Origin of the sequence: Curtobacterium sp. BNK-1 (assembly GCF_048685235.1) — a bacterium.
Classification (GTDB): Bacteria; Pseudomonadota; Gammaproteobacteria; order Enterobacterales; family Enterobacteriaceae; genus Pantoea; species Pantoea agglomerans.
Map to the genome: position 1 here is coordinate 3,178,648 of NZ_JBLQTJ010000001.1, position 24,489 is coordinate 3,203,136.

Genomic DNA, 24,489 nt, shown 5'->3' on the forward strand with positions numbered 1-24,489 from the left:
GTCAGTATCCTTCTGAGTCTAAATCGGGACGAAAAGCGTCGGTGTCGAGCCGGTTAACCTCGGTCTCAAGGCCGCCATCCGGATACAGCGTGAACCAGCGCCAGCCTGGTGCCACGGTGTCGATCGTAAAGCTGGTGCAGTGCGGTTTGAACTGAACGCAGGTTGAAGGGGTGGCCAGCACACGACGACCGTGCCACTCAAGATCCAGCTCCTGGTGAATATGACCACAGACCAGCGTCCGGGCTAACGGGTAATGCTGTAACACCGCATCGAGCTGATGTGAGTTGCGCAGGCTGTGCTGATCGAGCCAGGTACAGCCAGAGGCCAGCGGATGGTGGTGCAGCAGCACCAGCGTGTGACGTTGCGGATAGCGGGCCAGCGCGTTATCGAGCCACTCCAGCTGATAATCGCTCAGCATCCCGTGCGGCACACCCGAGACCTGGCTGTCCAGCAACACAATCTGCCACTGTTCACCCACCAGCACCTGCTTGTGGGCATTGATATGAGCGGCTGCCAGCGTGTCGAACATCGCGGGCTGAAAATCATGATTACCGGGCAGCCAGACGCAGGGCCGCGGCAAACGTGAGATGCCCTCAGCAAAATGCTGATAGGCTTCGATAGAGTGATCCTGGGCGAGATCGCCGGTGGCGATAATCAGGTCGTAGTCGCGATGTTGCGCAATAATCGCATCCAGCACCGCTTTATAGCTCGACCAGGTGTTCACCCCAAGCAGCGATTCATGTTTTCCCGCGAACAGGTGGGTATCCGTGATTTGCAAAATCCTGATTTCGGAACCGTTCGCTGCAGGAAGAGTTAGCAGGCTATCCAAAGCGTTTCCTTCGTCTCCACGCCATTTACTGCATTATACGCATCAGCAGACCGGAACTGCCATCGCCCCATGTGCCAGGCAGTAGCGCAGCCAGTCTGCGAGAAACTGGTTTATCTGATGTTTTTCATCGCGCTGATGCAATTTTTTATTAGGATAATCATAGCGCGCTTTGAAACGATAGATCTGTTGAGTTGAACACACTTCGGCGACCATCGCATCGTGATAGAGCCTTACCGACATCGAGGGCAGACTCCAGTAACTCACGGCAGGCGCGACCTGGCGGATCTCCACCAGCGTGGTGTAGCGTGTGGACTCCTGGATCGTCAGCTGATAACGGGCGCCACTCACCTGATAGATCACCGATTCTCCCGCCTCATCGTTACGCGGCAGCAGGCGGCGTAACTGGGCGAAATTGGTTTCGCAGAGCCGCATCATTTCGGGAAAGTCAGGGGTATAGCGCTGTTTCATTTTTGTATCCACTCTTCGCGTAGTTTCTCATGGTGCAACGCCAGCCATTGCAGGGCGATGACAGACGCCGCATTGTCAATTATCCCCTCTTCCACCCAGCGGTAAGCCTGTTCGCGGCTCACCACATGGACAAGAATATCCTCATTCTCTTCCTCCAGACCATGGCATCCCTCTGCCTGGCTGGCATCCACTTCCCCAATCAGCACCGACAGACGTTCGCTGGTGCCGCCAGGGCTGGCCAGATAGTTAAGCATGGGCTTAATCCGGCCGACCTCTAATCCTGCTTCTTCAACGGCTTCACGGCGCACGACCTGCTCAACAGATTCACCGGGCTCAATAATGCCGGCGACCATCTCCAGCAGCCAGGGCGAAACACTGCTGTCATAAGCCGGGATGCGGATCTGTTCAATCAGCACCACTTCATCGCGTAAGGGATCATAAGGTAGCAGCACGGCGGCATGTCCGCGCTCAAAAACTTCGCGCTGTACTTCCCCACTCATTTCGCCGTTAAACTGGCGGTGGCGGAAGCGATAACGTACGACGGAAAAAAAACCATCATAGACGGTTTCGCGTGCAATAATTTCTACATCGTTTTTTGTGAAAGTCACAGGGGATTTTTTTTCTTCCGGCATCATCGGGTTCCTTATGCAGATTGAGGTGGAGCGAAAAAAGCCTGTAACCGTGCTCCATGTAAGTGGTTCTTTCTGAATTATTTACGTAAATTAGGGGGAGAAGGCACGTTCAGCCAACTTATCTCACAGTTGCCCTCTGCTAGAATCGGCGATAATTTTTTGGCTTACCCGGCAGCGCACCCACTGCAATTTGCTGCAACAAAAGGAATGCAAATGAAAAAACTGCTCCCATTTTTTATTGGGCTGAGCCTGGGCGGTTTCAGCTTCGCCAGCCAGGCCGAAGACCTGCTTCAGGTTTATCAACAAGCACGTCTGAGCAACCCGGATCTGCGCAGCGCCGCTGCCGATCGCGATTCTGCCTTTGAGAAAATCAACGAAGCGCGTAGCCCATTATTACCCCAGCTCGGCCTGGGTGCAGACTACACCTATAACAACGGCTATCGCGACAGTAGCGGTCTCCATTCCAACACGACCAGCGGCTCGCTGCAATTAACCCAGACTATTTTCGACATGTCGAAATGGCGCGCACTGACCCTGCAGGAAAAAGCTGCCGGTATCCAGGATGTGACCTATCAGGTGGCGCAGCAGGATCTGATTCTGAACACCGCGACCGCCTACTTCAACGTGCTGAAAGCGATTGATACCCTTTCTTACACCGAAGCGCAGAAACAGTCGATCTATCGCGAGCTGGATCAAACCACCCAGCGCTTTAACGTTGGCCTGGTTGCCATTACTGACGTACAGAACGCCCGTGCGCAATATGACAGCGTGCTGGCTAACGAAGTGACCGCGCGTAATAACCTTGATAACAACGTGGAAACGCTGCGTCAGATCACCGGCATGGACTACATGTCGCTGGCGTCGCTGAGCATTGATCGCTTCAGAACCGATAAGCCCGAACCGGTCAGCGCGCTGCTTAAGCAGGCGGAAAGCCGTAATCTGTCGCTGCTCTCTGCGCGTCTGAACCAGGATTTAGCCCGTGAGCAGATCCGCTCCGCTGAAGCTGGTCACATGCCGACGCTGGGTCTGACGGCCTCTACCGGCATGTCGAACAGCAAATATGGCGGCAGCCGTGCGAACCAGAGCCAGGGGTCTACTGACTCCATTACCGGTTCTAACCAGGTGGGTCTGAGCTTCTCACTGCCACTCTATAGCGGCGGCAGCGTCACCTCTCAGGTGAAACAGGCGCAGTACAGCTTCGTCAGCGCCAGTGAATCACTGGAAAGCGCGCACCGCTCTGCGGTTCAGACAGTCCGCTCATCGTTTAACAACGTGAATGCTTCTATCAGCAGCATCAACGCTTATAAACAGGCCGTGGTCTCTGCGCAAAGCTCTCTGGATGCGTCAGAAGCGGGCTATCAGGTTGGTACGCGTACTATCGTTGATGTGCTGGATGCAACCACCGTGCTCTACAACGCTAAGCAGCAGCTCTCTGATGCGCGCTATAGCTATCTGATTAACCAGCTGAATATCAGCTATGCGCTGGGTACGCTCAATGAGCAGAGCCTGCAGAAACTGAACAGCCAGCTGGGTAAAGAGATCCCGACCTCACCGGAAACGGTAGCACCGGAAAATGCACAGCAGACCGCGCGCGTGGATAGCGGTCCGGCAGCAACCGGCTCTTCTGAGGCAGCACGTCCTGCGGCTCGCCACAGCAGCGGTAATCCTTTCGGTAATTAATGAGCGGACGGGCTGCTTTGCGGCCCGTCTCTCTGTTGAACGTATAACTAAGTAAAGATCCCTGTTGTATCAGGCCTCCAGCTTCAATTTTACCCCCCCATCCCCTATTCTATGCGCTACCTTTGGGCACAGGATAATCATAATGAAACGCACAAAATCTATTCGCTATGCCGCTTTTCGCAAGAGCTGGCAGGCACGCCATTTAACGCCCGTTGCTATCGCCGTTTCGGCGGTATTTATGCTGGCTGGTTGTGAACAGAACGACGAAACAGTTTCGATGTACCAGAATGCCGGTGACTGTTCAAAAGCCAATCCGGGCCAGAGTGCGCAATGTACTACCGCATTCAATGAAGCCAAAAAAGAGGCGGAACGCACCGCGCCAAAATATGCCACGCGTGAAGATTGTGTCGCTGAATTTGGTGAAAACCAGTGTCAGCAGACACCGGCTCAGGCGGGCGTGGGCACCACTAATGCCGAATCGCAGCAGAGTGGCGGCAGCTTCTGGATGCCACTGATGGCAGGTTACATGATGGGTCGCATGATGGGCGGTGGTTCGGGCTTTGCACAGCAACCGCTCTTCTCACCGAAAAATGCCCGCAGCCCGGCCAATGGTCAGTTTGTTGATGCATCAGGCCGTAATTATGGTGCAGCAACATCCGGCAAAAGCATGACCGTGCCGAAAACGGCGCTGGCACCAAAACCGGCTACCACCTCCACCATTACCCGTGGTGGCTTTGGTGAAACCGTCGCGAAGCAGAACAGCATGCAGCGTAGCAGCGCCAGCGGCACTTCCAGCCGCTCAATGGGAGGCTAACGCCCCGATGGAACGCATTGCCATTTCAGAGCGCCCAGGCTGGCGCGAAAAAGCCACCGAGTTCGGTTTTCGTTTTCACACCATGCATGGTGAACCCTACTGGTGTGAAGATGCTTATTATCAGTTCACGCTGGCGCAAATCGAGCATCTGGAAGATGTGACCGCTGAATTACATCAAATGTGCCTGCAGGTGGTGGAAAAAGTGGTTAACAGCGAAGCGCTGCTGGCTAAATTCCGCATTCCTAAACACACCTGGGACTTTGTGCGCGATTCATGGCATCAGCGTCAGCCTTCGCTTTACTCTCGTCTGGATCTCGCCTGGGATGGCAAAGGCGATGTAAAGCTGCTGGAGAACAATGCCGATACGCCGACCTCGCTGTATGAAGCGGCATTTTTCCAGTGGCTGTGGCTGGAGGACCAGCTTAACGCCGGTCAGCTCCCCGCAGGCAGCGATCAGTTTAATAGCCTGCAGGAAAAGCTGATTGAACGCTTCGCCGCGTTACATCAGCAGCACGGCTTCAACTGGCTGCACTTAGCCTGCTGCCGTGATACCGACGAAGATCGCGGCACCGTGCAATATCTTCAGGATTGCGCCACCGAAGCGGGACTGCCGAGTGAGTTTCTCTACATGGATGAAATTGGACTGGGCGAGAAAGGGGAATTTACCGACGCCCAGGATCAGGTGATTAGCAACCTGTTCAAGCTCTATCCGTGGGAATTCATGCTGCGTGAGATGTTCTCCACCAAGCTGGGCGATGCTGGCGTGCGCTGGCTGGAACCGGCCTGGAAAAGCATTATCTCGAATAAAGCCTTGCTGCCGTTGCTGTGGGAGATGTTCCCGAATCACCCTAACCTGCTGCCCGCCTGGTTCGCGGAAGATGACGTGCCGCACATGGACAAATATGTGGTGAAGCCGCTATTTTCACGTGAAGGTGCCAACATCCGCATCGTGGAAAATGGTGAGGAGATTGCCCGCGTCGATGGACCCTATGGCGAAGAGGGAATGATCGTCCAGCAGTTCCACCCGCTGCCTAAGTTTGGCGACAGCTATACGCTGATCGGCAGCTGGCTGATTGACGATCAACCGGCCGGTATCGGCCTGCGGGAAGATCGCGACCTGATCACGCAGGATCTTTCCCGTTTCTATCCGCACGCTTTTATCGGTTAATGCACCGCGATAATCTCCGTTTGGTTTAGCGGTTAGACCGAGCCTGCGCAAAGAACACGGTCAGATCGGAAAGACGCAAAAGCCGTCATCCATGACACGCTCGGCCCGCGCGGTTACGCACCTCATCCCTGAGGTGCGCCCGTAGCCGGGCCAACGCTTTGCGTTGTTCAAAAACGCTCCCGGCGTTTTTGTCCCTGGCGCGGGACGCTTTCCTCTTCTGACCGTGTTCCCTGCACAATAAGCTCTTCTATGGCTGTCAGCTTCGCCCTAACCTACCTGAACCGACAACATGCTGATCGCCCCCATCTCCATGCCATCAACCGGAATGCTGATGGCGTCATCTGGCTGACGTGCGCCAAGTACATAGAGCAGCGGCAGATAGTGCTCAGGTGTCGGATTAGAAAGCGCCGCACCAGGATGATCCATAAAGTTAACCAGCGGATGAGAAGCAGCATCGCTCTGCACCGCCAGGTTATCGCGGACGAACTGTTCAAAACTGCTGGCCCATGGATAAACTTCGCTGTTGCCATCCCAGCGCACTTTACGCAGGTTATGTACCACGTTGCCGCTGGCGACAATCATCACGCCCTGATCGCGCAGTGCAGCCAGTTTCTGGCCCATCTCAAAGTGCCATGCCGCAGGTTTGGTGCCATCAATGCTTAGCTGGACCACCGGAATATTGGCCTCCGGATACATCTTGATCAGCACACCCCAGGAACCATGATCCAGTCCCCACTCGTGATCCAGCGTCACCGCAACGGGCGCTAACTGCTCCACCAGCTGCTGCGCCAGTTCAGGCGATCCCGGTGCCGGATAGCGCGTATCAAACAGCGCCTGCGGAAAGCCCCCAAAATCATGAATGGTCTCAGGCTGTGCCATTGCCGTCACGGCGGTGCCGCGCGTATACCAGTGCGCCGAAACCGCAATAATCGCGCGTGGACGTGGCAGAGTATCGCCCAGGTGACGCCACGCGGCGGTATAGCGATTCTCTTCAAGGGCATTCATCGGGCTGCCGTGACCCAAAAACAGCGCTGGCATTCGTAACTGGCTCATTCGTGATCCCCGGGATCGAGTATTTGATAGCCATTACGATACGCGCATCCGCTGCTTTATCACGCGGATATCCATGATGGAGATCATCAGGAAATTTGAATGAAATTTAACGTGGCAGGTTTAACAGCGTTTCGACATGAAGGAGAGAGGAGAAGTCAGCGGTCAGGCCGCGCCATTCCGGGTATCAGGAAGAAAAACAGGCCCGGGGGGCCTGTTTATCGCGGCAGCCAGACTAGCTGGCGTGGCGTGTTTCGTGCGCGCGACGCCAGGCGATCAGATCTTCGATGGTCACCACCGGCATGTTGTGCTGACGGGCGAACGCAATCGCTTCTGGCGCATGGGCCATGGTGCCATCGTCGTTGGTCAGTTCGCACAGCACACCTGCGGGCTTAAAGCCGGCCAGGGTGACTAAATCAATAGTCGCTTCGGTATGCCCGCCACGGGTTAATACGCCGCCTTCGCTGGCACGCAGCGGGAAGACATGACCAGGGCGATGCAGATCGGTGGGTCTGGCATTGTCGGCAATGGCGGCGCGGATGGTGGTGATACGATCCTGCGCGGAGACGCCCGTGGTGACGCCTTCTGCGGCCTCAATGGTCACGGTGAAGCCAGTGCCGAAAGAGCTGGTGTTGTTTTCCACCATCATTGGCAGATCGAGCTGCTGGCGACGCGCTTCGGTCAGGCAAAGGCAGACGATGCCGCTGCCGTGACGGATAGTCAGTGCCATCTGTTCAACGGTCATGGTTTCTGCGGCGAAGATCATGTCGCCTTCGTTTTCGCGATTTTCATCGTCGAGTACCATCACACCGCGTCCCTCACGCAGGGCGGCGATAGCACGTTCTACACGCTGTTCAGGCGTGCCAAATTCAGAAAGTAGCGTCTGATTCATGGTAATAAAAACCTTAAAATGTATGGGTTACCAGAATCAGGGCGTGCTTAGGAGTGACGTCAAAAAGACGTGGCAATAACGTGAAGCAGACACAATTGTCCGACAGATGTCGTTACCCTCTCCCATCCGGACTGTAACCGTCGGCCCCGGAATTACACCGGATCTGCTGACCTTTACCTCTCTTTTCATCAAGATAAAGCGCTCGCGGGCTTTCAGCCAAAGCTGATTTACCGCCGGTGGGGAATTGCGCCCCGCCCTGAGAATAAGCACTTTAACTATAACGCCGATCGTTTGAGGCGGCAATCATCAATAGCGCAATTGCTTTTGCATTTCCTGCGTTACCGATTTGAGGTTTATCCTTTTCATTTCTGGCATTACACTTAACACTTATTACGTTGGTAAACACGCTGACACAGCTCCCCGTAACCAGGAAATCATCATGATCGACACGAAAAAAATTGAACAACTTGCCCGTCAGGTTCACGAAGCGATGCCTAAAGGTGTTCGTGAGTTTGGTGATGATGTCGAAAAGAAAATTCGTCAGGTTCTTCAGGCGCAGCTGACCCGGATGGATCTGGTCAACCGTGAGGAGTTTGATGTGCAGACGCAGGTATTACTGCGTACACGTGAGAAGCTGGCGGCGCTGGAGCAGCGTCTGGCGCAGCTGGAAAGTCAGGGGTCATCAGCCGGTACGCCGCCGACGGCAACCGCACCGGTAACACCTGCTGCCGCGACCACACCATCAGCCGCCGTAGCGACCTCACCTGCAGCCTCGCCGTCACCGGTTGCGGACGTGGTGAAGCCTGTTGCGGACAACAAGCCAGAATAAGCCCTTAAGCGGGAGCCCGGCTCCCGCTTACGCTGCGCTTTAGCTGCCGCGGATGGTTTTGATAATGTTGGTAGTGGAGATACCATCTTCGAAGTTCAGCACCTGAACGTCGCCGCCATTTGCCCACACTTCTTTGCTGCCCGCGATATCTTCCGGCTTGTAATCTCCCCCTTTGACCAGCAGGTCAGGGAGAATGCCCGCAATCAGCCGCTGCGGCGTATCCTCTTCAAATACCACCACCCAGTCGACCGCTTCCAGCGCGCCCAGCACGATCATCCGATTTTCCTGCGGATTCACCGGACGGCTTTCGCCTTTCAGACGTTTAGTCGACGCATCGCTGTTCACCGCGACAATCAGTCGATCGCCGAGCTTGCGGGCATTTGCCAGGTAGGAGACATGACCGGCATGCAGAATGTCGAACACGCCGTTGGTCATCACCACTTTTTCGCCACGGCGGCGGGCCATCTCCACGGCGGCTTTTAACTGCGCTTCGGTCATGATGCCGAAACCCTGTTCCGGGCGGGCATGAATCGCATTTTCCAGCTCAACGGTGCTGACGGTAGACGTACCCAGTTTCCCCACCACCACACCCGCAGCCGCGTTGGCAAGGAAACAGGCTTCTTCCAGCGAATCACCGGCCGCTAATGCCGCCGCCAGCACGCCAATCACCGTATCGCCCGCACCGGTCACGTCATAGACTTCCTGTGCCTGGGTGGGCAGATGCAGAGGCGCTTTGCCCGGCTGCAGCAGCGTCATGCCATTTTCTGAACGGGTCACCAGCAGCGCGGAGAGGTCAAAATCGGCGATCAGCTGGGTGCCGCGCGCCACAATTTCCTCTTCGTTTTTACATTTGCCGACCACGGCTTCAAACTCAGAGAGGTTCGGCGTCAGCAGCGTCGCGCCACGGTAGCGCGCAAAATCGGTGCCTTTCGGATCGATTAATACCGGTACGCCCGCTTCGCGCGCCAGAGTAATCATGGTCTGCACGCTGGAGAGCGCGCCTTTGGCGTAATCGGACAGCACCAGCGCACCCGCGGCAGCCAGTGAATCACGCATTTTCTGGTGAATCGGCTCCGGATCGACCTGATCAAAGCCCTCTTCAAAATCGAGGCGGATCAGCTGCTGATTACGGGAAAGCACGCGCAGTTTGGTAATGGTCGGATGGCTTTTGACCGCCACGAAGTCACAATGCACGTTGACGTCTTTCAGCGTGTTACTCAACACACGCGCCGCATCATCTTCGCCAGTCAGGCCAATCAGGCGCGACGCGGCACCGAGTGCTGCAATGTTCATCGCCACGTTTGCCGCGCCGCCAGGGCGCTCTTCAACCGTGTCCACTTTCACCACCGGAACCGGCGCTTCAGGGGAGATACGGCTGGTTGGGCCATACCAGTAACGATCCAACATTACATCGCCAACAACCAGCACTGAGGCTTGGCCGAACGCGGGCAGAGTCACTTTCATTCCAGACACTCCAGACTGCATTAAAAATAGTGCGCGGATGATAGCACAGTTGCGATTTGTGCTATCAGCATCACGCCAGGATAGACGCAGGCGTTATCAGCCAGCGCTGCCAGCTGCTCAGAACCGTCTGCCGCTCCGCTGCATAGGCCTCTGGCTCAACGTGGCCGGGCTGTTCCTGCAGGGCGCGATGGTGCAATGCGTCGCGCAGCGTCACATAAGCCTGCGTCAGCGCCTGTGCTTCATCGGCGGGCATTTTATGGTACTTCGCCATCAGCTCGAAAATGCGCACATTGTCAGACCAGCGCGTCAGTTCAGGCTGCTCAGCGGCGTAGCGTAAGACAAGATATTGGGCGATGAATTCAATATCGGTGATGCCGCCCGCGTCGGCTTTAATATCCCAGCGACCTTTATGTTTGTTGCTGAGGTGAGCGCGCATTTTTTCACGCATCTCACGTACTTCAGTTTGCAGCGCTTCAGCGGCACGTGGCAGCGACAGAATCGCCTGACGAATCACGCTGAAACGTTCACCCAGTGCCGCCTCGCCAAAGACGACGCGTGCCCGGACCAGCGCCTGATGCTCCCAGGTCCAGGCTTCACTGCGCTGATACTCTTCAAAGGCCTCAAAGGTACTGACCAGCATGCCCGCCGCGCCCGAAGGACGCAGGCGCGCATCCACTTCGTAGAGAATGCCGGAGGAGGTGCGGGTACTGAAAAGATGCATGATGCGCTGGGCGAGGCGCAGATAGAACTGACGGCCATCGATGCTGCGCTCCCCTTCTGTCACCGCGTCTGCCGGGCAGTCATGCAGGAACACCAAATCGAGGTCAGAACTGTAACCCAGCTCCCAGCCCCCCAGTTTGCCGTAGCCCAGCACGGCAAAACCGCGTTCATGTTCATTACTCAGATGCGAAGGACGGCCGTATCGCTGCACCATCATATTCCACGCCTGGCGCACCACAGATTCGATAATCGCTTCTGCCAGCCAGGTGAGATGATCGCTGACTTTCATCACCGGCAGCGTTCCGGCGATGTCGGCGGCAGCAATACGCAGATGCTGTGCCTGCTTAAACTGCCGCACCGCTTCCAGCTGCTGCTCTTCGTCCTCGGTAGGGATGCGCAGCAGATACTGTCGCAGCTCATCGCGATAGGCATCGGTGGCGGTTGGCTGATAGAGCGTGGCGGGATCGAGCAGTTCATCCAGCAATAAGGGATGACGCGCCAGCTGGCTGGCTACCATCGGTGAGGCGGCGCACAGGCGAATTAAGTGGCGCAGCGCACCGTGATATTCGGTCAGCAGCTCCAGATAGGTGCTGCGGGTCAGCACGCCGATCAGCAGCGGCGTCAGGCGGCCGAGCGTCACCGCCGCATCTTCACGCGGGCAGACTTCGCTCAGCAGACGCGGCATCAGCTGGTCCAGCGCCTGACGGCCACGCGGGCCGATGGTGCGCCGGTTGATATCCTGACGAAACGCCTCCAGCGTCTGGTGCAGCGTAAGCCGCTGCTCGTCACTGAGCTGCGGCACCAGCGGCGCCAGTTCGCTATCCTCCAGCTGGTCCTGCCACAGCACCTGAAACTCTGCCAGCTCACGCTGATCGCCAATCTCAGGGGTATCTTCGCCAATCAGCTCGTCGAAGATAGCGCGCACCGCCGCCATCTGGCCGTCGAGCCGGGTCATCAGAGCAGGCCAGTCGGCACAATCCATCGCCCACGCCAGCCGGGCGCGATGCAGTTCATCCTCTGGCAGGGTCTGGGTCTGCTCGTCGCCCAGGCTTTGCAGCAGATTCTCCAGCCGCCGCAGGAACAGGTAGGCAACACGCAACGCATCGACCTGTTCCGCGGGCAGCAGGGCCAGGGTTTTGATCGCCTCCAGCGTCGGCAGCAGTGAGCGCAGCTGCAACGAGCGCTCACGCCCGCCGCGAATCAGCTGGAATACCTGCACGATAAATTCGGTTTCACGGATGCCGCCCGCACCCAGTTTGATATTGTTTTTCAGCCCGCGTCGCCGCACTTCACGGCTGATCATCCCTTTCATGTTTCGCAGCGACTGGATCACGCTGAAGTCGATGTAGCGGCGGTAAACGAATGGCCGCAGCATCTGCTGCAGCTCCAGGCTCCAGCGATCGTGGTCATCACCCATCAGCCGCGCCTTGACCATGGCGTAACGCTCCCAGTCGCGTCCCTGCTCCTGGTAATAATCTTCCAGCGCGGCAAAGCTCATCACCAGCGGGCCGCTGTCGCCAAACGGGCGCAGTCGCATATCCACCCGATAGACAAAGCCATCCATGGTGGGTTGATCCAGCACTTTAATCAGCCGCTGTCCCATGCGGGTAAAGAACTGAGCGTTGTCGAGTTCACGCCGTCCGCCACGCGTTGTGCCGTTTTCCGGCCAGGCAAAGATCAGGTCAATATCAGAAGAAAAATTGAGTTCGCCGCCGCCCAGCTTGCCCATGCCCAGAATCAGCATCGGCTGCGCGTCGCCGTCCGCATTACAGGGCGTACCAAAATCACGACAGCAATCCTGATAAACCCAGTCACGCGCCCGGCTGATCAGCACTTCGGCTAATGCGCTGAGCTGTTGCAGGCTCTGTTCGGTTGTGGCGTGCTGCAGAGACTGCATCCAGGCGATGCGTACCAGCATACGGCGACGAAACAGCCGCAGTTCACGTATCAGGCTCGCTTCACTGTCGATGCCGCTAAGCGCCTGATTGAGCCACGCAGAGTAGTGTTGCCACTCATCAGGCTGCGGCGGCTGGTCGAGCATCGCCTGCCACCAGTCGGGATGTTGTTGCAGGTTTTCCAGCACAAAATCGCTGAAAGCCAGACCGGCAGCCTGCTCCGGGCTTAACGAAGCCAGCGGAACCCCAAGCTGTCGGGCGGCCTCTTCGGCCTGGTCGCGTAGCAACGCGGGAAGTGCTGACAACATAACTCCCTCCTTGATGGCGTGACGGAATACCCGTTAGCGACCAGCGCCGCTGGTGAGCCAGAACGGAGGCTGTTTCAGCGCCTGCATCGCCAGCCAGGCTAACCCGGACGTCTGTTTTTCATGAATTGCCGACAGCAGCTGTTGCCACGGGTCGAGCCAGCTCACGACCGCCTCAGACGGATAGAATCCCGCCAGCAGGTGGACGGTAAGCAATTGACGCGCCAGACGGGTAGCTTTGTCCTGATACTCGTTGGGTTGTTTTACCGTGATGAACGTTTCTCTCAGATCGGCATTGACGCGGCTCAGCATAATGTCGCTGAAGCGTTTATAGGACCCCTGCAGCTTGGCTTCCCCTTTGGCATCGATCCACTGACGCCACTGAGATTCAGCCAGCCAGTGTGTCAGCGCCAGCTGCGTCTCAACCGAGAGGGAAGATAAGCAGAAAGTGGCAGCATCCTGCTCTTCATTCACCAGCGTCTCTTCCAGCGTAGTCAGCTGCTGACGCAGCGCACTACTGGCTTTACGCGGCACCAGCGCACCAAACAGGCTGAACGCCTGACGCAGCAGATCCAGCGCTTCGCGCACCGCATCCTGGGCCGCCGCATTGCCGCGCAGCCAGACTTCTTCATGATATTGCCAGTGATGAAGTCCTGCCGACATCGCGGCCACCATGCCCTGCTCTACGGTGGCTTTGGCGCCCGCTTTCAGCAGCGGGAAAGGCTGTATCTGGCGCGGCGGATTCCCCTGCGCCAGCTGATAGCCGCGGGCGGCTTTGCTCAGGCTGCCCATACGCAGACCGCCCAGCGCCACCAGATGCTGTGCGAAGGCCAGCAGCTCCTGGCGTTCGCCACGTTTCAGCTCCAGCTCGATCTCGCACAGCGGTTCGCTGAGATCACCTGCCGTGACCTCGCCCTGATCAAACGCCACTTCAATTTCACTGTTGCCTGTGGTGATCAGCCAGATCTCGCGCTGGAAATGGGTGGTGAACAGGGGCTGCAAGCGCGGCTGCAACGCCGCGACATCGGTGCCCTGCGGCCAGATCTCTGCCGGCAGGCGTGCAATGTCCAGAACCGGTTCGCTGAGCTCAACGTTGTATTCCGGGCGCTGATGCAGTCCGCCGAGCGTCTGCCCCGCCGCTTTCAGCGTCATTTCATAACGCTGGTCTACGCCGCGGATACGCAATCCCATATCCCAGCGTCGTAGCTGGTTGTCGTCGGTTTCAAAGTAGATGTTGGTCAGCTCGCGAGCAGCCTGATGCTGATGCGGCAGAGTGGAGAGCAGTTCAGCCAGTTTCCCGGCCGCCTGTGGAGTTGCAATGAACTTTAGTTCGATTTCGATGGTCATAATTTTTTATTCACTACGCCGCTGGCACTTAAGAGGGTGTTTCCTGCATATTTCAGGCGATTATCAGCAGGTTACTCAAGCTGTCGCCTGGAGGGCAAGGGGTTATCAGGCGAAGATTAATGCACAGAAGCCGCGCTGTCTCTGCTTTCTTTGCTCTTTCGCAGACCTTTTCGCACTCTCATGAGACCAGGATAGTTCTCATTCAGATTTATGCGAGGCCTCTCCAGACTGTGCCGGTAAATTTTTAGTCAGACTAAGCCAAACGAAATCGAATGAAAAAAATTACTCTCGCTGGACTCACTTTGCTGGCCCTTAGCACCCTTGCACCTGCCCATGCCGAAGAAAAACGCTATGTTTCTGATGAACTTTCAACCTGGGTTCGCAGCGGACCGGGCGATCAGTTTCGCCTGCTCGGTAAGCTGAACGCCGGGGAAGAGGTGCAGCTGTTACAGACCAACAATGACACGCATTATGGCCAGATCCGTGATTCGGAAGGCCGTACCACCTGGATTCCCCTGTCGCAGCTCAGTGCTAATCCGAGCCTGCGCACCCGGGTGCCTCAGCTTGAGCAGCAGGTGAAAGATCTGACCGCCAAACTGGATAACATCGACAACAGCTGGAACCAGCGCACGGCTGAGATGCAGAACAAAGTCGCCAGCAGCGACGGCGTTATCAACGGGCTGAAAGGCGAGAATCAGAAGCTGAAAAATGAGCTGATCGTCGCGCAGAAGAAAGTCAGCGCCGCTAACGTTCAGCTGGATGATAAGCAGCGCACCATCATCATGCAGTGGTTTATGTATGGCGGCGGCGTGCTGGGCGTCGGTCTGCTGCTGGGCCTGTTACTGCCGCACATGCTGCCGCGCCGTAAGAAAAGCGATCGCTGGATGAACTGACACCATTTAGCCGGATTTGAGCAGGGGATCGCAGGATCCCCCTTTTGGCATGTCTGCAATCCGGGGAATCTGTGCAACAATAAAATGATATGCACCGCTGATTTCAGGCGCGGGACGCGCCCGGCGTGCAGGTCATTTCTTTTTCTCTGGAGTTTTGCGTGAAGACGTTTCTTGTTGGCGGTGCGGTGCGTGATGCGCTGCTGAATCTGCCGGTTACAGACAAAGATTGGGTGGTGACAGGTTCCACGCCCGAAGCCATGCTTGAGCAGGGCTATCACCAGGTCGGTCGCGATTTTCCCGTTTTCCTGCATCCCGTCAGTCGCGAAGAGTATGCGCTGGCACGTACCGAGCGGAAAAACGGGAAAGGCTACACCGGTTTTGTCACCTGGTCCGCGCCCGACGTGACGCTGGAGCAGGACTTACAGCGCCGCGATCTGACCATCAATGCGATTGCGCAGGATGAAAACGGCGTGCTGGTTGATCCTTATAATGGCCAGCGTGATATTGCCCTGCGCCTGCTGCGTCACGTCTCCGACGCCTTCAGTGAAGATCCGCTGCGGGTACTGCGCGTTGCGCGCTTCGCGGCGCGTTTTGCCCATCTCAACTTTCGTATTGCCCCCGAAACCCAGCTGCTGATGCAGCAGATGGCCGAAAGCGGCGAGTTGTCGAATCTCACTGCTGAGCGGGTGTGGAAAGAGACGGAAAAGGCGCTGAGTTCCCGTAATCCGCAGGTCTATTTTCAGGTCCTGCGCGACTGCGGTGCATTGCAGGTGCTGTTTCCTGAGCTGGATAATCTGTTTGGTATTCCTGCGCCGATTAAGTGGCACCCGGAAATCGATACCGGTGTTCATACGCTGATGACACTGGCGATGGCCGCCGCCCTCTCCAGTGAGATCGAGGTGCGCTTCGCCACGCTGTTCCATGACGTCGGCAAGGCGCTGACGCCGCCTGAGTTGTGGCCCAGCCACCACGGTCATGGCCTGGCGGGCGTTCCCCTGGTCGAGGCGCTGTGCCAGCGACTGCGGGTGCCAAACGCGATTCGCGATCTGGCGCTGATTGTGACCGAATTTCACGACGTGGTGCACACCATTGAACGGCAATCTGCCGCGTCGCTGGTAGCACTGTTTGACCGGATCGATGCCTGGCGTAAGCCACAGCGCGTTGAGCAGATGGCGCTGACCAGTGAAGCGGATGCGCGCGGGCGAGCCGGACTGGAGAGCATGCCTTATCCGCAGGGTGACTATCTGCGTCGTGCTTTTGCGCTGGCGCAGGCGGTGCCGACCAAAGCGGTGGTCGAAGCGGGATTTAAAGGTGCAGAAGTGCGGGAAGAGTTGACGCGACGACGGATTGACGCCGTCGCGCAGGGTCTGGCGATTACGCAGCCTGACTAGCAGGCTGCGTGGGCTTTACATGAAGACCATGTAAACCGCGGCTGCCACAATAAAACGGTAGATCGCGAACGAAACAAACGAGATGCGTTTGATCAGCTGAAGGAAAGCTTTAATCGCAATCAGCGCCACGATAAACGCCGTGACAAAGCCCACCGCAAACATCGGGAAATCCGCCATCGTCAGGAAGCCGATGCTCTTGTACATATCCAGTACGGTCGCACCCATCATCATTGGCACCGCCAGGATGAAGGAGAACTCCGACGCGGCATAGCGGCTCACGCCCATCAGCATGCCACCGGAGATGGTTGCACCGGAACGTGAGAAGCCCGGCCACAGCGCTAAGCACTGGAAACAGCCAATCATAAACGCCTGACGATAGGTAATATCATCGACGCCCACCGCTTTCGGCTGTTTTGGCTTAAGGTACTCAGCTGCCAGCAGCAGCACACCACCTACCACCAGGGCGTACATCACGTTGATCGGATTAAACAGCGTTTTGATCTGATCGTGCAGCACCAGACCCACGACCACCGCCGGTACCATACCCAGCAGGATATGGATCAGCGACAGACGGCCAGTGCCGACGCCTTCATGTTTGACTTCGCCAAAGTGGATGCCGATCAGGCCAAACAGACGGCGCCAGAACATCACTACTACAGCCAGAATCGATCCTAACTGGATCACAACTTCAAAGGTCTCGGCTTTTTCACCCTCAAAGCCCAGCAGGTGACCCACTATAATCATGTGCCCTGTGGAAGAGACCGGTAAAAATTCGGTCAGCCCTTCCACAACGCCCAGGATTGCAGCTACCCAAAGCTGATGAATATCTGCCATCAAATGTTTCCTCTATCCGTTTCAAAACCATTAAAAAGGCGGTAGCGCGTGGCTATCGCCTGAAATCATGCCGCTATCAGCCTGAATTAAACCTTAAGGTCTACACCATTTCGCCTGCTGTAACGAAACGGTACACGCTATGACAGACAGTAATTTGGTTTGGTTTCATTGTGATGGCAATCACATCGTATTTATTTAGGAATAGTCCCGCGCTCAATTCGCACGCCAACCTGTGCTGCCTGGGCTACAGCCCCCGGTTTGCTTACCTTTATGCGGACGCCAGGCGAATTGAAACGGTTCATCAACAGATCCGCGATTTCTTCAGCAACCCGTTCAACCAGCGCAAAACGACTGCCGGTAAGATGCGTCAGAATCGCCGAGGAGACATCCGCATAGCTCAGACAATCTTTCACATCGTCGCTACTGGCCGCCAGACGGTTATCCCAGGCCATTTCGACATCGAGCACCAGCTTCTGCTGTATGCCCTGTTCCCAGTCGTAAACGCCAATAGTGGTGAAGACCGTGAGTTGTTCTATAAATACGATATCCATGATGAGAGTCTCTGTTTTTGGCTAAGCCGGATACCACTTCCGGCTGATTATGCGTATTATCCACGGTTAAAGAGATCAAAACGACCCTAAAGGGAACGGTACGGTGTTATGAGTGCTTTCGCGCTTGGTATGATTATTTTCGCGTATCTTTGCGGTTCGATTTCCAGTGCGATTCTGGTTTGCAAACTCGCTGGCCTGCCCGATCCGCGCACACACGGTTCCGGCAATCCGGGTGCCACCAACGTCCTGCGTCTGGGCGGTAAAACCGCAGCAGCCAGCGTATTAGTGTTTGATGTGCTGAAAGGGATGGTGCCGGTCTGGCTGGCCTATCTGATGCACGTGACTCCGCTCTATCTCGGTCTGACCGCCATTGCCGCCTGTCTGGGTCATATTTATCCGGTGTTCTTTCACTTTCGCGGTGGCAAGGGTGTGGCGACGGCATTTGGTGCGATTGCGCCGATTGGCTGGGACTTAACCGGGCTGGTGACCGGCACCTGGCTGTTAACGGTCTTACTCAGCGGCTATTCCTCGCTGGGTGCCATCGTCAGCGCGCTGATCGCGCCTTTTTATGTGTGGTGGTTCAAACCGCAGTTCACCTTCCCGGTTTCCATGCTCTCCTGTCTGATCCTGCTGCGTCATCACGACAATATTCAGCGGCTGTGGCGGGGTCAGGAAGGCAAGATCTGGAAGCGCAAAAAGAAATCTCAGCCATAAAAAAAGCCGGCCTGAAGGTGTCGACAAAGTCTGGCTTTATGTCCGCGACTGCGCAGGAAACAGGGTCAGATCGGAAAGACGCAAAAGCCGTCATCCCTGACCGCTCGGCCCGCGCCATCCATGGCGCGTGACGCTTTCCTCCTCTGACCCTGTTCCCTGCGCGTTGAGCTTATCCGTTACGGCCAGATTCCCCCAGATGCAGGCTTGTGAGCCGGCTTTTTTCACATCAGATGGCGGGCAGTTCCGCCAGCGGCCAGCGCGGTCGCACGCTGACGCTTAACTCTCCCCGCGTTCCGCCTTTTAACCGCACCATGCCCGCATACGCGATCATCGCACCGTTATCGGTACAGAACTCCGGGCGGGCGTAGAACACTTCGCCGCCGCGCTTTTGCATCATGATCGCCATCTGCTCGCGCAGTGTGCGGTTAGCGCTGACGCCACCGGCAATCACCAGCCGCTTAAAGCCGGTCTGATCCAGCGCACGCTTACATTTGATCGACAGCGTATCCACCACCGCATCTTCAAAGGCGCGGGCGATGTCAGCACGGGTCTGAGCATCATCATCATTGGCGCGGATAGTATTGGCGGCAAAGGTTTTCAGGCCGGAGAAGCTGAAATCCAGGCCCGGACGATCGGTCATCGGACGCGGGAAGGTAAAACGTCCCGCCGTGCCCTGCTGCGCCATCTTCGACAGCATTGGTCCGCCCGGATAATCCAGCCCAAGCAGCTTGGCCGTTTTGTCGAACGCTTCACCCGCGGCATCATCGATCGATTCACCCAGCAGCGCGTATTCACCAATGCCGGTGACGCTAATCAGCTGCGTATGTCCGCCCGACACCAGGAGTGCGACAAACGGAAATTCCGGCGGATTCTCTTCCAGCATCGGCGCCAGCAGGTGGCCTTCCATATGGTGGACCGGCACGGCGGGGACTTTCCAGGCAAACGCCAGGGCGCGGCCAATGGTGGCACCAACCAGCAGCGCACCGACCAGTCCAGGACCTGCCGTGTAAGCCACCGCGTCGATCTGCTGCGGCTCCAGACCGGCCTCTTTCAGCGCAGCCTGAATCAACGGCACGGTTTTCCGCACGTGATCACGTGAGGCCAGTTCCGGCACCACACCGCCATAATCGGCGTGCAGTTTTACCTGACTGTAGAGTTGGTTAGCCAGTAATCCGGCCTCGTCATCATAGATTGCGATGCCGGTTTCATCGCACGACGTTTCAATACCCAGAATTCGCATTGCATCACCTCATTCTTGCGGCGCGCAGTTTATCACAGCAATTGGATGTGCAGCGCGGGCATCCACCGTAAAAAGTCATTTTCTGTCGGCTAAAGAGTGCGCTATACTCCCGCCCCTGGAAAAACCGGCAGCCGCACAGGCAAACGCTCCTGTTGGTTTCAAATTATCCATGGTGCTTTACAAACCAACTTGAGTTGGAGTAAAATGCTGCACCATTTTGAAATGTGCTGGCGCCGCAGTCAGCAGCAAAAACCGAATTTTATCGAGGTGAGAGTTACATGCCGGTAATTAAAGTACGTGAAAACGAGCCATTTGACGTAGCACTGCGTCGCTTCAAGCGTTCATGCGAGAAAGCAGGCGTTCTGGCTGAAGTTCGTCGTCGTGAGTTCTATGAAAAACCGACTACCGAACGTAAGCGCGCTAAAGCGTCAGCAGTTAAGCGTCACGCCAAGAAACTGGCTCGCGAAAACGCACGCCGCACTCGTCTGTACTAAGTCGTTCCGGAGGTCCGCCTCCACCGCGTGATTCACGCAGACAGAGTCAAGTAAAAGGCCGTGCTTTCCGAAAGGAAGCGCGGCTTGTTGCCGTTTATGAGCTGAAAATCTGGGGCGTATGGCTGGACGAATTCCACGCGTATTTATCAACGATTTACTTGCCCGCACGGATATCGTGGATCTTATCGATGCCCGCGTTAAGCTGAAAAAGCAGGGTAAGAATTTCCATGCGTGCTGTCCTTTCCATAATGAAAAAACGCCCTCTTTCACCGTAAACGGCGAAAAGCAGTTCTATCACTGTTTCGGCTGTGGTGCACACGGCAACGCTATCGACTTTTTAATGAACTTTGATCGTCTGGAGTTTGTGGAAAGTATCGAAGAGTTAGCCACTTCCCACGGTTTAGACGTGCCTTATGAAGCAGGCAGCGGGCCCAGCCAGATGGAACGCCATCAGCGCCAGAGCCTGTATCAGCTGATGGAGAACCTGAACGGTTTTTATCAGCAGGGTCTGCAGCAATCCAGTGCGCAGCCAGCACGCGACTATCTTGATCGTCGTGGTCTGAGCGCCGAAATCATCAATCACTTCGCCATAGGTTACGCGCCAGCCGGCTGGGATAACGTTCTCAAGCGTTTTGGTAAGCAATCGGAAGATCGCGAGTCATTGATGGAAGCGGGCATGCTGGTCAGCAATGACAAAGGCCGAACTTATGACCGGTTTCGCGACCGCGTCATGTTTCCGATTCGCGATAAGCGTGGACGCGTCATAGGTTTTGGCGGACGCGTGCTGGGTAACGATACGCCGAAGTATCTGAACTCGCCGGAAACACCTATTTTCCATAAAGGCCGCCAGCTCTATGGCCTTTATGAAGCCGTTAAGAACCATCCTGAACCCACCCGCCTGTTAGTGGTTGAGGGATACATGGACGTGGTTGCGCTGGCGCAGTACGGGATAGATTATGCCGTCGCGTCATTAGGCACCTCCACCACTGCTGAACATATTCAGTTGCTTTTCCGCAGTACCGACACCGTGATCTGCTGTTACGACGGCGACAGGGCTGGTCGTGAAGCGGCATGGCGTGCGCTTGAAACCGCATTGCCTTACATGAATGATGGTCGTCAGCTACGCTTTATGTTTTTACCCGATGGTGAAGACCCGGATACGCTGGTACGCAAAGAGGGTAAAGAGGCCTTCGAAGCGAGGATGGAGCAGGCGATGCCGCTCTCTTCGTTTTTATTTGATAGCCTGCTGCCGCAGGTGGATCTGAGCTCACGCGACGGAAAGGCGCGCCTGAGCACGCTGGCTTTACCGCTGATTACGCAGATCCCTGGTGAGACCTTACGTATTTATATGCGTCAGGAACTGGGGAATAAACTGGGTATTCTTGACGACAATCAGCTTGAAAAGCTGATGCCGAAGCTGGCCGCAAGCGGAACGACGCCGGTAGCACCACCGCTGAAGCGTACCACTATGCGCGTGCTGATCGCGTTGCTGATTCAGAGTCCGCAGCTGGCCACCCTGGTGCCTTCGCTTGATGGGCTGTCTGAGTCAAAAATGCCGGGTTTACCGCTATTTATTGAATTAGTGGGCCGTTGTAATGAGAATCCTGGATTGACCACCGGTCAGCTACTAGAGTTATATCGCGGAACAAATTTTAGTCAGACGCTTGAAACACTGGCGATCTGGAACCACATGATAGTAGATGAGGAAGCCGAAGCGGTGTTTCAGGACTCGCTGGCCAGCATCTACGACTCTGCTCTTGAAGAGCGCCTGGAGTTTTTGATTGCGCGTGAACGCACCCAGGGACTGAGCGCCGATGAGCGCCGGGAACTCTGGACTCTCAGTCAGGCGTTTGCCAGAAAGTAACTGTTTTCAGCACGCTGCCCGTTCTGACAGATGAAAGGGCAGATTGCCTGTTTTAGTGCCGCGGACACCCGTTTCGCTACCGTGAGTGATGCCGGTACCGAAATAGTCCGCAGTACCAAAAGTTAAAGGCCGCAGGCGTCGAAGCCAGTCTGGTCACCGCCAGCGCACAGCTTCCGCAGCGTACTGAAGTACGTGAGGAAAGCGAGCACTGCCGGGGAGCAGAATGGCAAGTAAGCCAGGCCAGCAGCACATATTTTAAAGGCCACAGGCGCCGAAGCCAGTCTGGTCACCGCCAGCGCACAGCTTCCGGAGCGTACTGAAGTACGTGAGGAAAGCGAGCACTGCCGGGGACAAGAATGGCAAGTAAGCCAGGCCCTTAGCACAGAGTTTATACAAGCGGCTTAAGTGCCGAATACTGATGGGCAAAGCCCACGCCGCGACGAAGGCAGCGGCAAGAATTAAATGCCTTTACTGCTATTGTTGGCTCGCTGCCGACCGACACCAATCTAATTTAACAGAAGTGTGGATACCGTCTTATGGAGCAAAACCCGCAGTCACAGCTCAAGCTTCTTGTCACCCGTGGTAAGGAGCAAGGCTATCTGACCTATGCTGAGGTCAATGACCATCTGCCGGAAGATATCGTCGACTCAGATCAGATCGAAGACATCATCCAGATGATTAACGACATGGGTATTCAGGTGGTTGAAGAAGCCCCGGATGCCGACGATCTGATGCTGAACGAAAACAGCTCCGATACTGACGAAGATGCCGCGGAAGCTGCCGCTCAGGTGTTATCCAGCGTTGAATCTGAAATCGGGCGTACCACTGACCCGGTCCGCATGTATATGCGTGAAATGGGTACCGTTGAACTGCTGACGCGCGAAGGCGAAATTGACATCGCTAAGCGTATTGAAGACGGTATCAACCAGGTTCAGTGTTCTGTAGCCGAATACCCTGAAGCGATTACGTATCTTCTGGATCAGTACGACAAAGTTGAAGCAGGCGAATCACGCCTCTCCGATCTGATCACCGGTTTCGTCGATCCTAACGCAGAAGAAGATATCGCCCCAACGGCAACGCACGTGGGCTCTGAACTTTCTGAAGCCGATCGTAAGGACGATGAAGAAGAAGATGAGGAGGATGATGACAGCTCCGACGACGATAACTCAATCGATCCGGAACTGGCGCGTGAGAAGTTTTCTGACCTGCGTAAGCAGTATGAAACTACCCGCGCAGTGATTAAAAGCAAAGGTCGCAGTCATGCTGCCGCCGTTGCTGAAATCCAGAACCTCTCTGATGTCTTCAAGCAGTTCCGCCTGGTACCGAAGCAGTTCGATTACCTGGTAGGCAGCATGCGCACCATGATGGAACGCGTTCGTACGCAGGAACGTCTGATCATGAAGCTCTGTATTGAGCTGTGCAAAATGCCGAAGAAAAACTTTATCACGCTGTTTACCGGCAACGAAACCAATGAAACCTGGTTCAAAGCTGCTCTGGCCATGAACAAGCCGTGGTCTGAAAAACTGCTGGAAGTGCAGGACGACGTGACACGTTCCCTGCAGAAACTGGCGCAGGTTGAAGAAGAGACCGGTCTGACCATTGAACAGGTCAAAGACATTAACCGTCGCATGTCGATCGGTGAAGCCAAAGCACGTCGCGCCAAGAAAGAGATGGTGGAAGCTAACCTGCGTCTGGTTATTTCGATTGCCAAGAAATATACCAACCGCGGTCTGCAGTTCCTTGACCTGATTCAGGAAGGTAATATCGGCCTGATGAAAGCGGTAGATAAGTTTGAATATCGCCGTGGTTACAAGTTCTCAACCTATGCGACCTGGTGGATCCGTCAGGCTATCACCCGCTCTATCGCCGACCAGGCGCGTACCATCCGTATTCCGGTGCATATGATTGAGACCATCAACAAGCTCAACCGTATTTCACGCCAGATGCTGCAGGAGATGGGCCGCGAACCTACGCCGGAAGAGCTGGCTGAACGTATGCTGATGCCAGAAGATAAAATCCGCAAGGTGCTGAAAATCGCTAAAGAGCCGATCTCTATGGAGACGCCGATTGGTGATGATGAAGATTCACATCTGGGCGATTTTATCGAAGACACCACGCTGGAGCTGCCGCTGGATTCTGCTACCTCAGAGAGCCTGCGTTCTGCTACCCATGACGTGCTGGCTGGCCTGACCGCGCGCGAAGCGAAAGTGCTGCGCATGCGTTTCGGTATCGATATGAACACTGACCATACGCTGGAAGAAGTGGGCAAACAGTTCGACGTTACGCGTGAGCGTATTCGTCAGATTGAAGCCAAAGCTCTGCGTAAACTGCGCCATCCGAGCCGTTCGGAAGTGCTGCGTAGCTTCCTCGACGATTAAGTCAGACAAAAACCCCGGTTCGCCGGGGTTTTTTATG

At 55.9% G+C, this 24,489-nt stretch carries 21 protein-coding genes and 1 riboswitch; of the genes, 10 read left to right on the plus strand and 11 right to left on the minus strand.

What is annotated here, in order from left to right; translation table 11 throughout:
- Position 1 precedes the first annotated feature (1 nt).
- Genes cpdA through nudF form a run of 3 tightly spaced genes read right to left on the minus strand, consistent with a single transcriptional unit; the run spans position 2 to position 1,932 of the window.
- Entirely contained in the window at positions 2–829 is an 828-nt protein-coding gene (cpdA, locus tag ACMGGP_RS14985; protein ID WP_022623882.1) for a 3',5'-cyclic-AMP phosphodiesterase, read from the minus strand.
- A 42-nt stretch (positions 830–871) separates the two neighbouring features.
- Positions 872–1,297, minus strand: coding sequence for a DUF1249 family protein (locus ACMGGP_RS14990; RefSeq protein WP_008925735.1), 426 nt, complete (start codon positions 1,295–1,297; stop codon positions 872–874).
- Positions 1,294–1,932, minus strand: coding sequence for an ADP-ribose diphosphatase (gene nudF, locus ACMGGP_RS14995; protein WP_498798596.1), 639 nt, complete (start codon positions 1,930–1,932; stop codon positions 1,294–1,296). The genes ACMGGP_RS14990 and nudF overlap by 4 nt, the downstream gene beginning before the upstream one ends.
- Positions 1,933–2,142: 210 nt before the next feature.
- On the opposite strand from nudF, the gene tolC reads away from it, so the two are divergent.
- From tolC to ACMGGP_RS15010, 3 genes are all read left to right on the plus strand, one after another.
- Positions 2,143–3,609: an outer membrane channel protein TolC gene (gene tolC, locus ACMGGP_RS15000; RefSeq protein ID WP_010249035.1), complete on the plus strand. Its 1,467-nt coding sequence runs from the start codon at positions 2,143–2,145 to the stop codon at positions 3,607–3,609.
- Between the two features lie 142 nt (positions 3,610–3,751).
- Positions 3,752–4,423 (plus strand): DUF1190 family protein, encoded by a 672-nt coding sequence (locus ACMGGP_RS15005; protein ID WP_498798597.1) that lies wholly within the window; start codon positions 3,752–3,754, stop codon positions 4,421–4,423.
- Between the two features lie 7 nt (positions 4,424–4,430).
- On the plus strand, positions 4,431–5,591 hold the full coding sequence (locus tag ACMGGP_RS15010; RefSeq protein WP_498798598.1) for a glutathionylspermidine synthase family protein: 1,161 nt from the start codon (positions 4,431–4,433) through the stop codon (positions 5,589–5,591).
- A 267-nt stretch (positions 5,592–5,858) separates the two neighbouring features.
- Here the strand turns inward: ACMGGP_RS15010 and ygiD are convergent, their stop codons facing one another.
- Positions 5,859–6,644 carry a 4,5-DOPA-extradiol-dioxygenase gene (gene ygiD, locus ACMGGP_RS15015; RefSeq protein WP_010671128.1) on the minus strand — a complete coding sequence of 262 codons (786 nt, stop codon included), beginning with the start codon at positions 6,642–6,644 and terminating at the stop codon, positions 5,859–5,861.
- A 232-nt stretch (positions 6,645–6,876) separates the two neighbouring features.
- On the minus strand, positions 6,877–7,533 hold the full coding sequence (gene ribB / locus ACMGGP_RS15020) for a 3,4-dihydroxy-2-butanone-4-phosphate synthase (RefSeq protein ID WP_031590879.1): 657 nt from the start codon (positions 7,531–7,533) through the stop codon (positions 6,877–6,879).
- A 110-nt stretch (positions 7,534–7,643) separates the two neighbouring features.
- Positions 7,644–7,801: riboswitch (FMN riboswitch) on the minus strand.
- A 171-nt stretch (positions 7,802–7,972) separates the two neighbouring features.
- Here ribB and ubiK point away from each other — a divergent pair.
- Positions 7,973–8,362 (plus strand): ubiquinone biosynthesis accessory factor UbiK, encoded by a 390-nt coding sequence (gene ubiK, locus ACMGGP_RS15025; protein ID WP_010249045.1) that lies wholly within the window; start codon positions 7,973–7,975, stop codon positions 8,360–8,362.
- 39 nt (positions 8,363–8,401) lie between these two features.
- On the opposite strand, the gene hldE is transcribed toward ubiK, so the two are convergent.
- The 3 genes from hldE to ACMGGP_RS15040 all read right to left on the minus strand — a co-directional run bounded on the left by hldE (position 8,402) and on the right by ACMGGP_RS15040 (position 14,093).
- Entirely contained in the window at positions 8,402–9,826 is a 1,425-nt protein-coding gene (gene hldE, locus ACMGGP_RS15030; RefSeq protein WP_010249049.1) for a bifunctional D-glycero-beta-D-manno-heptose-7-phosphate kinase/D-glycero-beta-D-manno-heptose 1-phosphate adenylyltransferase HldE, read from the minus strand.
- Between the two features lie 70 nt (positions 9,827–9,896).
- Positions 9,897–12,749, minus strand: coding sequence for a bifunctional [glutamate--ammonia ligase]-adenylyl-L-tyrosine phosphorylase/[glutamate--ammonia-ligase] adenylyltransferase (gene glnE, locus ACMGGP_RS15035; RefSeq protein ID WP_498798599.1), 2,853 nt, complete (start codon positions 12,747–12,749; stop codon positions 9,897–9,899).
- A 33-nt stretch (positions 12,750–12,782) separates the two neighbouring features.
- Positions 12,783–14,093: a CYTH domain-containing protein gene (locus ACMGGP_RS15040; RefSeq protein WP_498798600.1), complete on the minus strand. Its 1,311-nt coding sequence runs from the start codon at positions 14,091–14,093 to the stop codon at positions 12,783–12,785.
- 272 nt (positions 14,094–14,365) lie between these two features.
- Here ACMGGP_RS15040 and ACMGGP_RS15045 point away from each other — a divergent pair, with 272 nt between their 5' ends.
- Both ACMGGP_RS15045 and ACMGGP_RS15050 read left to right on the plus strand, forming a co-directional pair.
- On the plus strand, positions 14,366–14,986 hold the full coding sequence (locus ACMGGP_RS15045) for a TIGR04211 family SH3 domain-containing protein (protein WP_010671133.1): 621 nt from the start codon (positions 14,366–14,368) through the stop codon (positions 14,984–14,986).
- A gap of 158 nt (positions 14,987–15,144) precedes the next feature.
- Complete coding sequence (locus ACMGGP_RS15050) at positions 15,145–16,377, plus strand: multifunctional CCA addition/repair protein (RefSeq protein ID WP_045139609.1); 1,233 nt, start codon at positions 15,145–15,147, stop codon at positions 16,375–16,377.
- Between the two features lie 15 nt (positions 16,378–16,392).
- Here ACMGGP_RS15050 and bacA read toward each other — a convergent pair whose 3' ends face one another.
- On the minus strand, positions 16,393–17,211 hold the full coding sequence (bacA, locus tag ACMGGP_RS15055) for an undecaprenyl-diphosphate phosphatase (RefSeq protein ID WP_010249058.1): 819 nt from the start codon (positions 17,209–17,211) through the stop codon (positions 16,393–16,395).
- Between the two features lie 191 nt (positions 17,212–17,402).
- Positions 17,403–17,762: a bifunctional dihydroneopterin aldolase/7,8-dihydroneopterin epimerase gene (folB, locus tag ACMGGP_RS15060; protein WP_010249061.1), complete on the minus strand. Its 360-nt coding sequence runs from the start codon at positions 17,760–17,762 to the stop codon at positions 17,403–17,405.
- A 108-nt stretch (positions 17,763–17,870) separates the two neighbouring features.
- Between folB and plsY the strand changes: the two genes are divergently transcribed.
- Positions 17,871–18,476: a glycerol-3-phosphate 1-O-acyltransferase PlsY gene (gene plsY, locus ACMGGP_RS15065; RefSeq protein ID WP_010249063.1), complete on the plus strand. Its 606-nt coding sequence runs from the start codon at positions 17,871–17,873 to the stop codon at positions 18,474–18,476.
- A 226-nt stretch (positions 18,477–18,702) separates the two neighbouring features.
- Here plsY and tsaD read toward each other — a convergent pair whose 3' ends face one another.
- Complete coding sequence (gene tsaD / locus ACMGGP_RS15070; protein ID WP_010249066.1) at positions 18,703–19,716, minus strand: tRNA (adenosine(37)-N6)-threonylcarbamoyltransferase complex transferase subunit TsaD; 1,014 nt, start codon at positions 19,714–19,716, stop codon at positions 18,703–18,705.
- Positions 19,717–19,994: 278 nt separating this feature from the next.
- Between tsaD and rpsU the strand changes: the two genes are divergently transcribed.
- The 3 genes from rpsU to rpoD all read left to right on the plus strand — a co-directional run bounded on the left by rpsU (position 19,995) and on the right by rpoD (position 24,452).
- The gene (gene rpsU, locus ACMGGP_RS15075) at positions 19,995–20,210 is read left to right on the plus strand and encodes a 30S ribosomal protein S21 (RefSeq protein WP_001144069.1); all 216 of its coding nucleotides are present in this window, start codon (positions 19,995–19,997) and stop codon (positions 20,208–20,210) included.
- A 118-nt stretch (positions 20,211–20,328) separates the two neighbouring features.
- Positions 20,329–22,074 carry a DNA primase gene (gene dnaG, locus ACMGGP_RS15080; protein WP_498798601.1) on the plus strand — a complete coding sequence of 582 codons (1,746 nt, stop codon included), beginning with the start codon at positions 20,329–20,331 and terminating at the stop codon, positions 22,072–22,074.
- A 536-nt stretch (positions 22,075–22,610) separates the two neighbouring features.
- Positions 22,611–24,452 (plus strand): RNA polymerase sigma factor RpoD, encoded by a 1,842-nt coding sequence (gene rpoD / locus ACMGGP_RS15085; protein WP_010699749.1) that lies wholly within the window; start codon positions 22,611–22,613, stop codon positions 24,450–24,452.
- Positions 24,453–24,489: the final 37 nt, after the last annotated feature.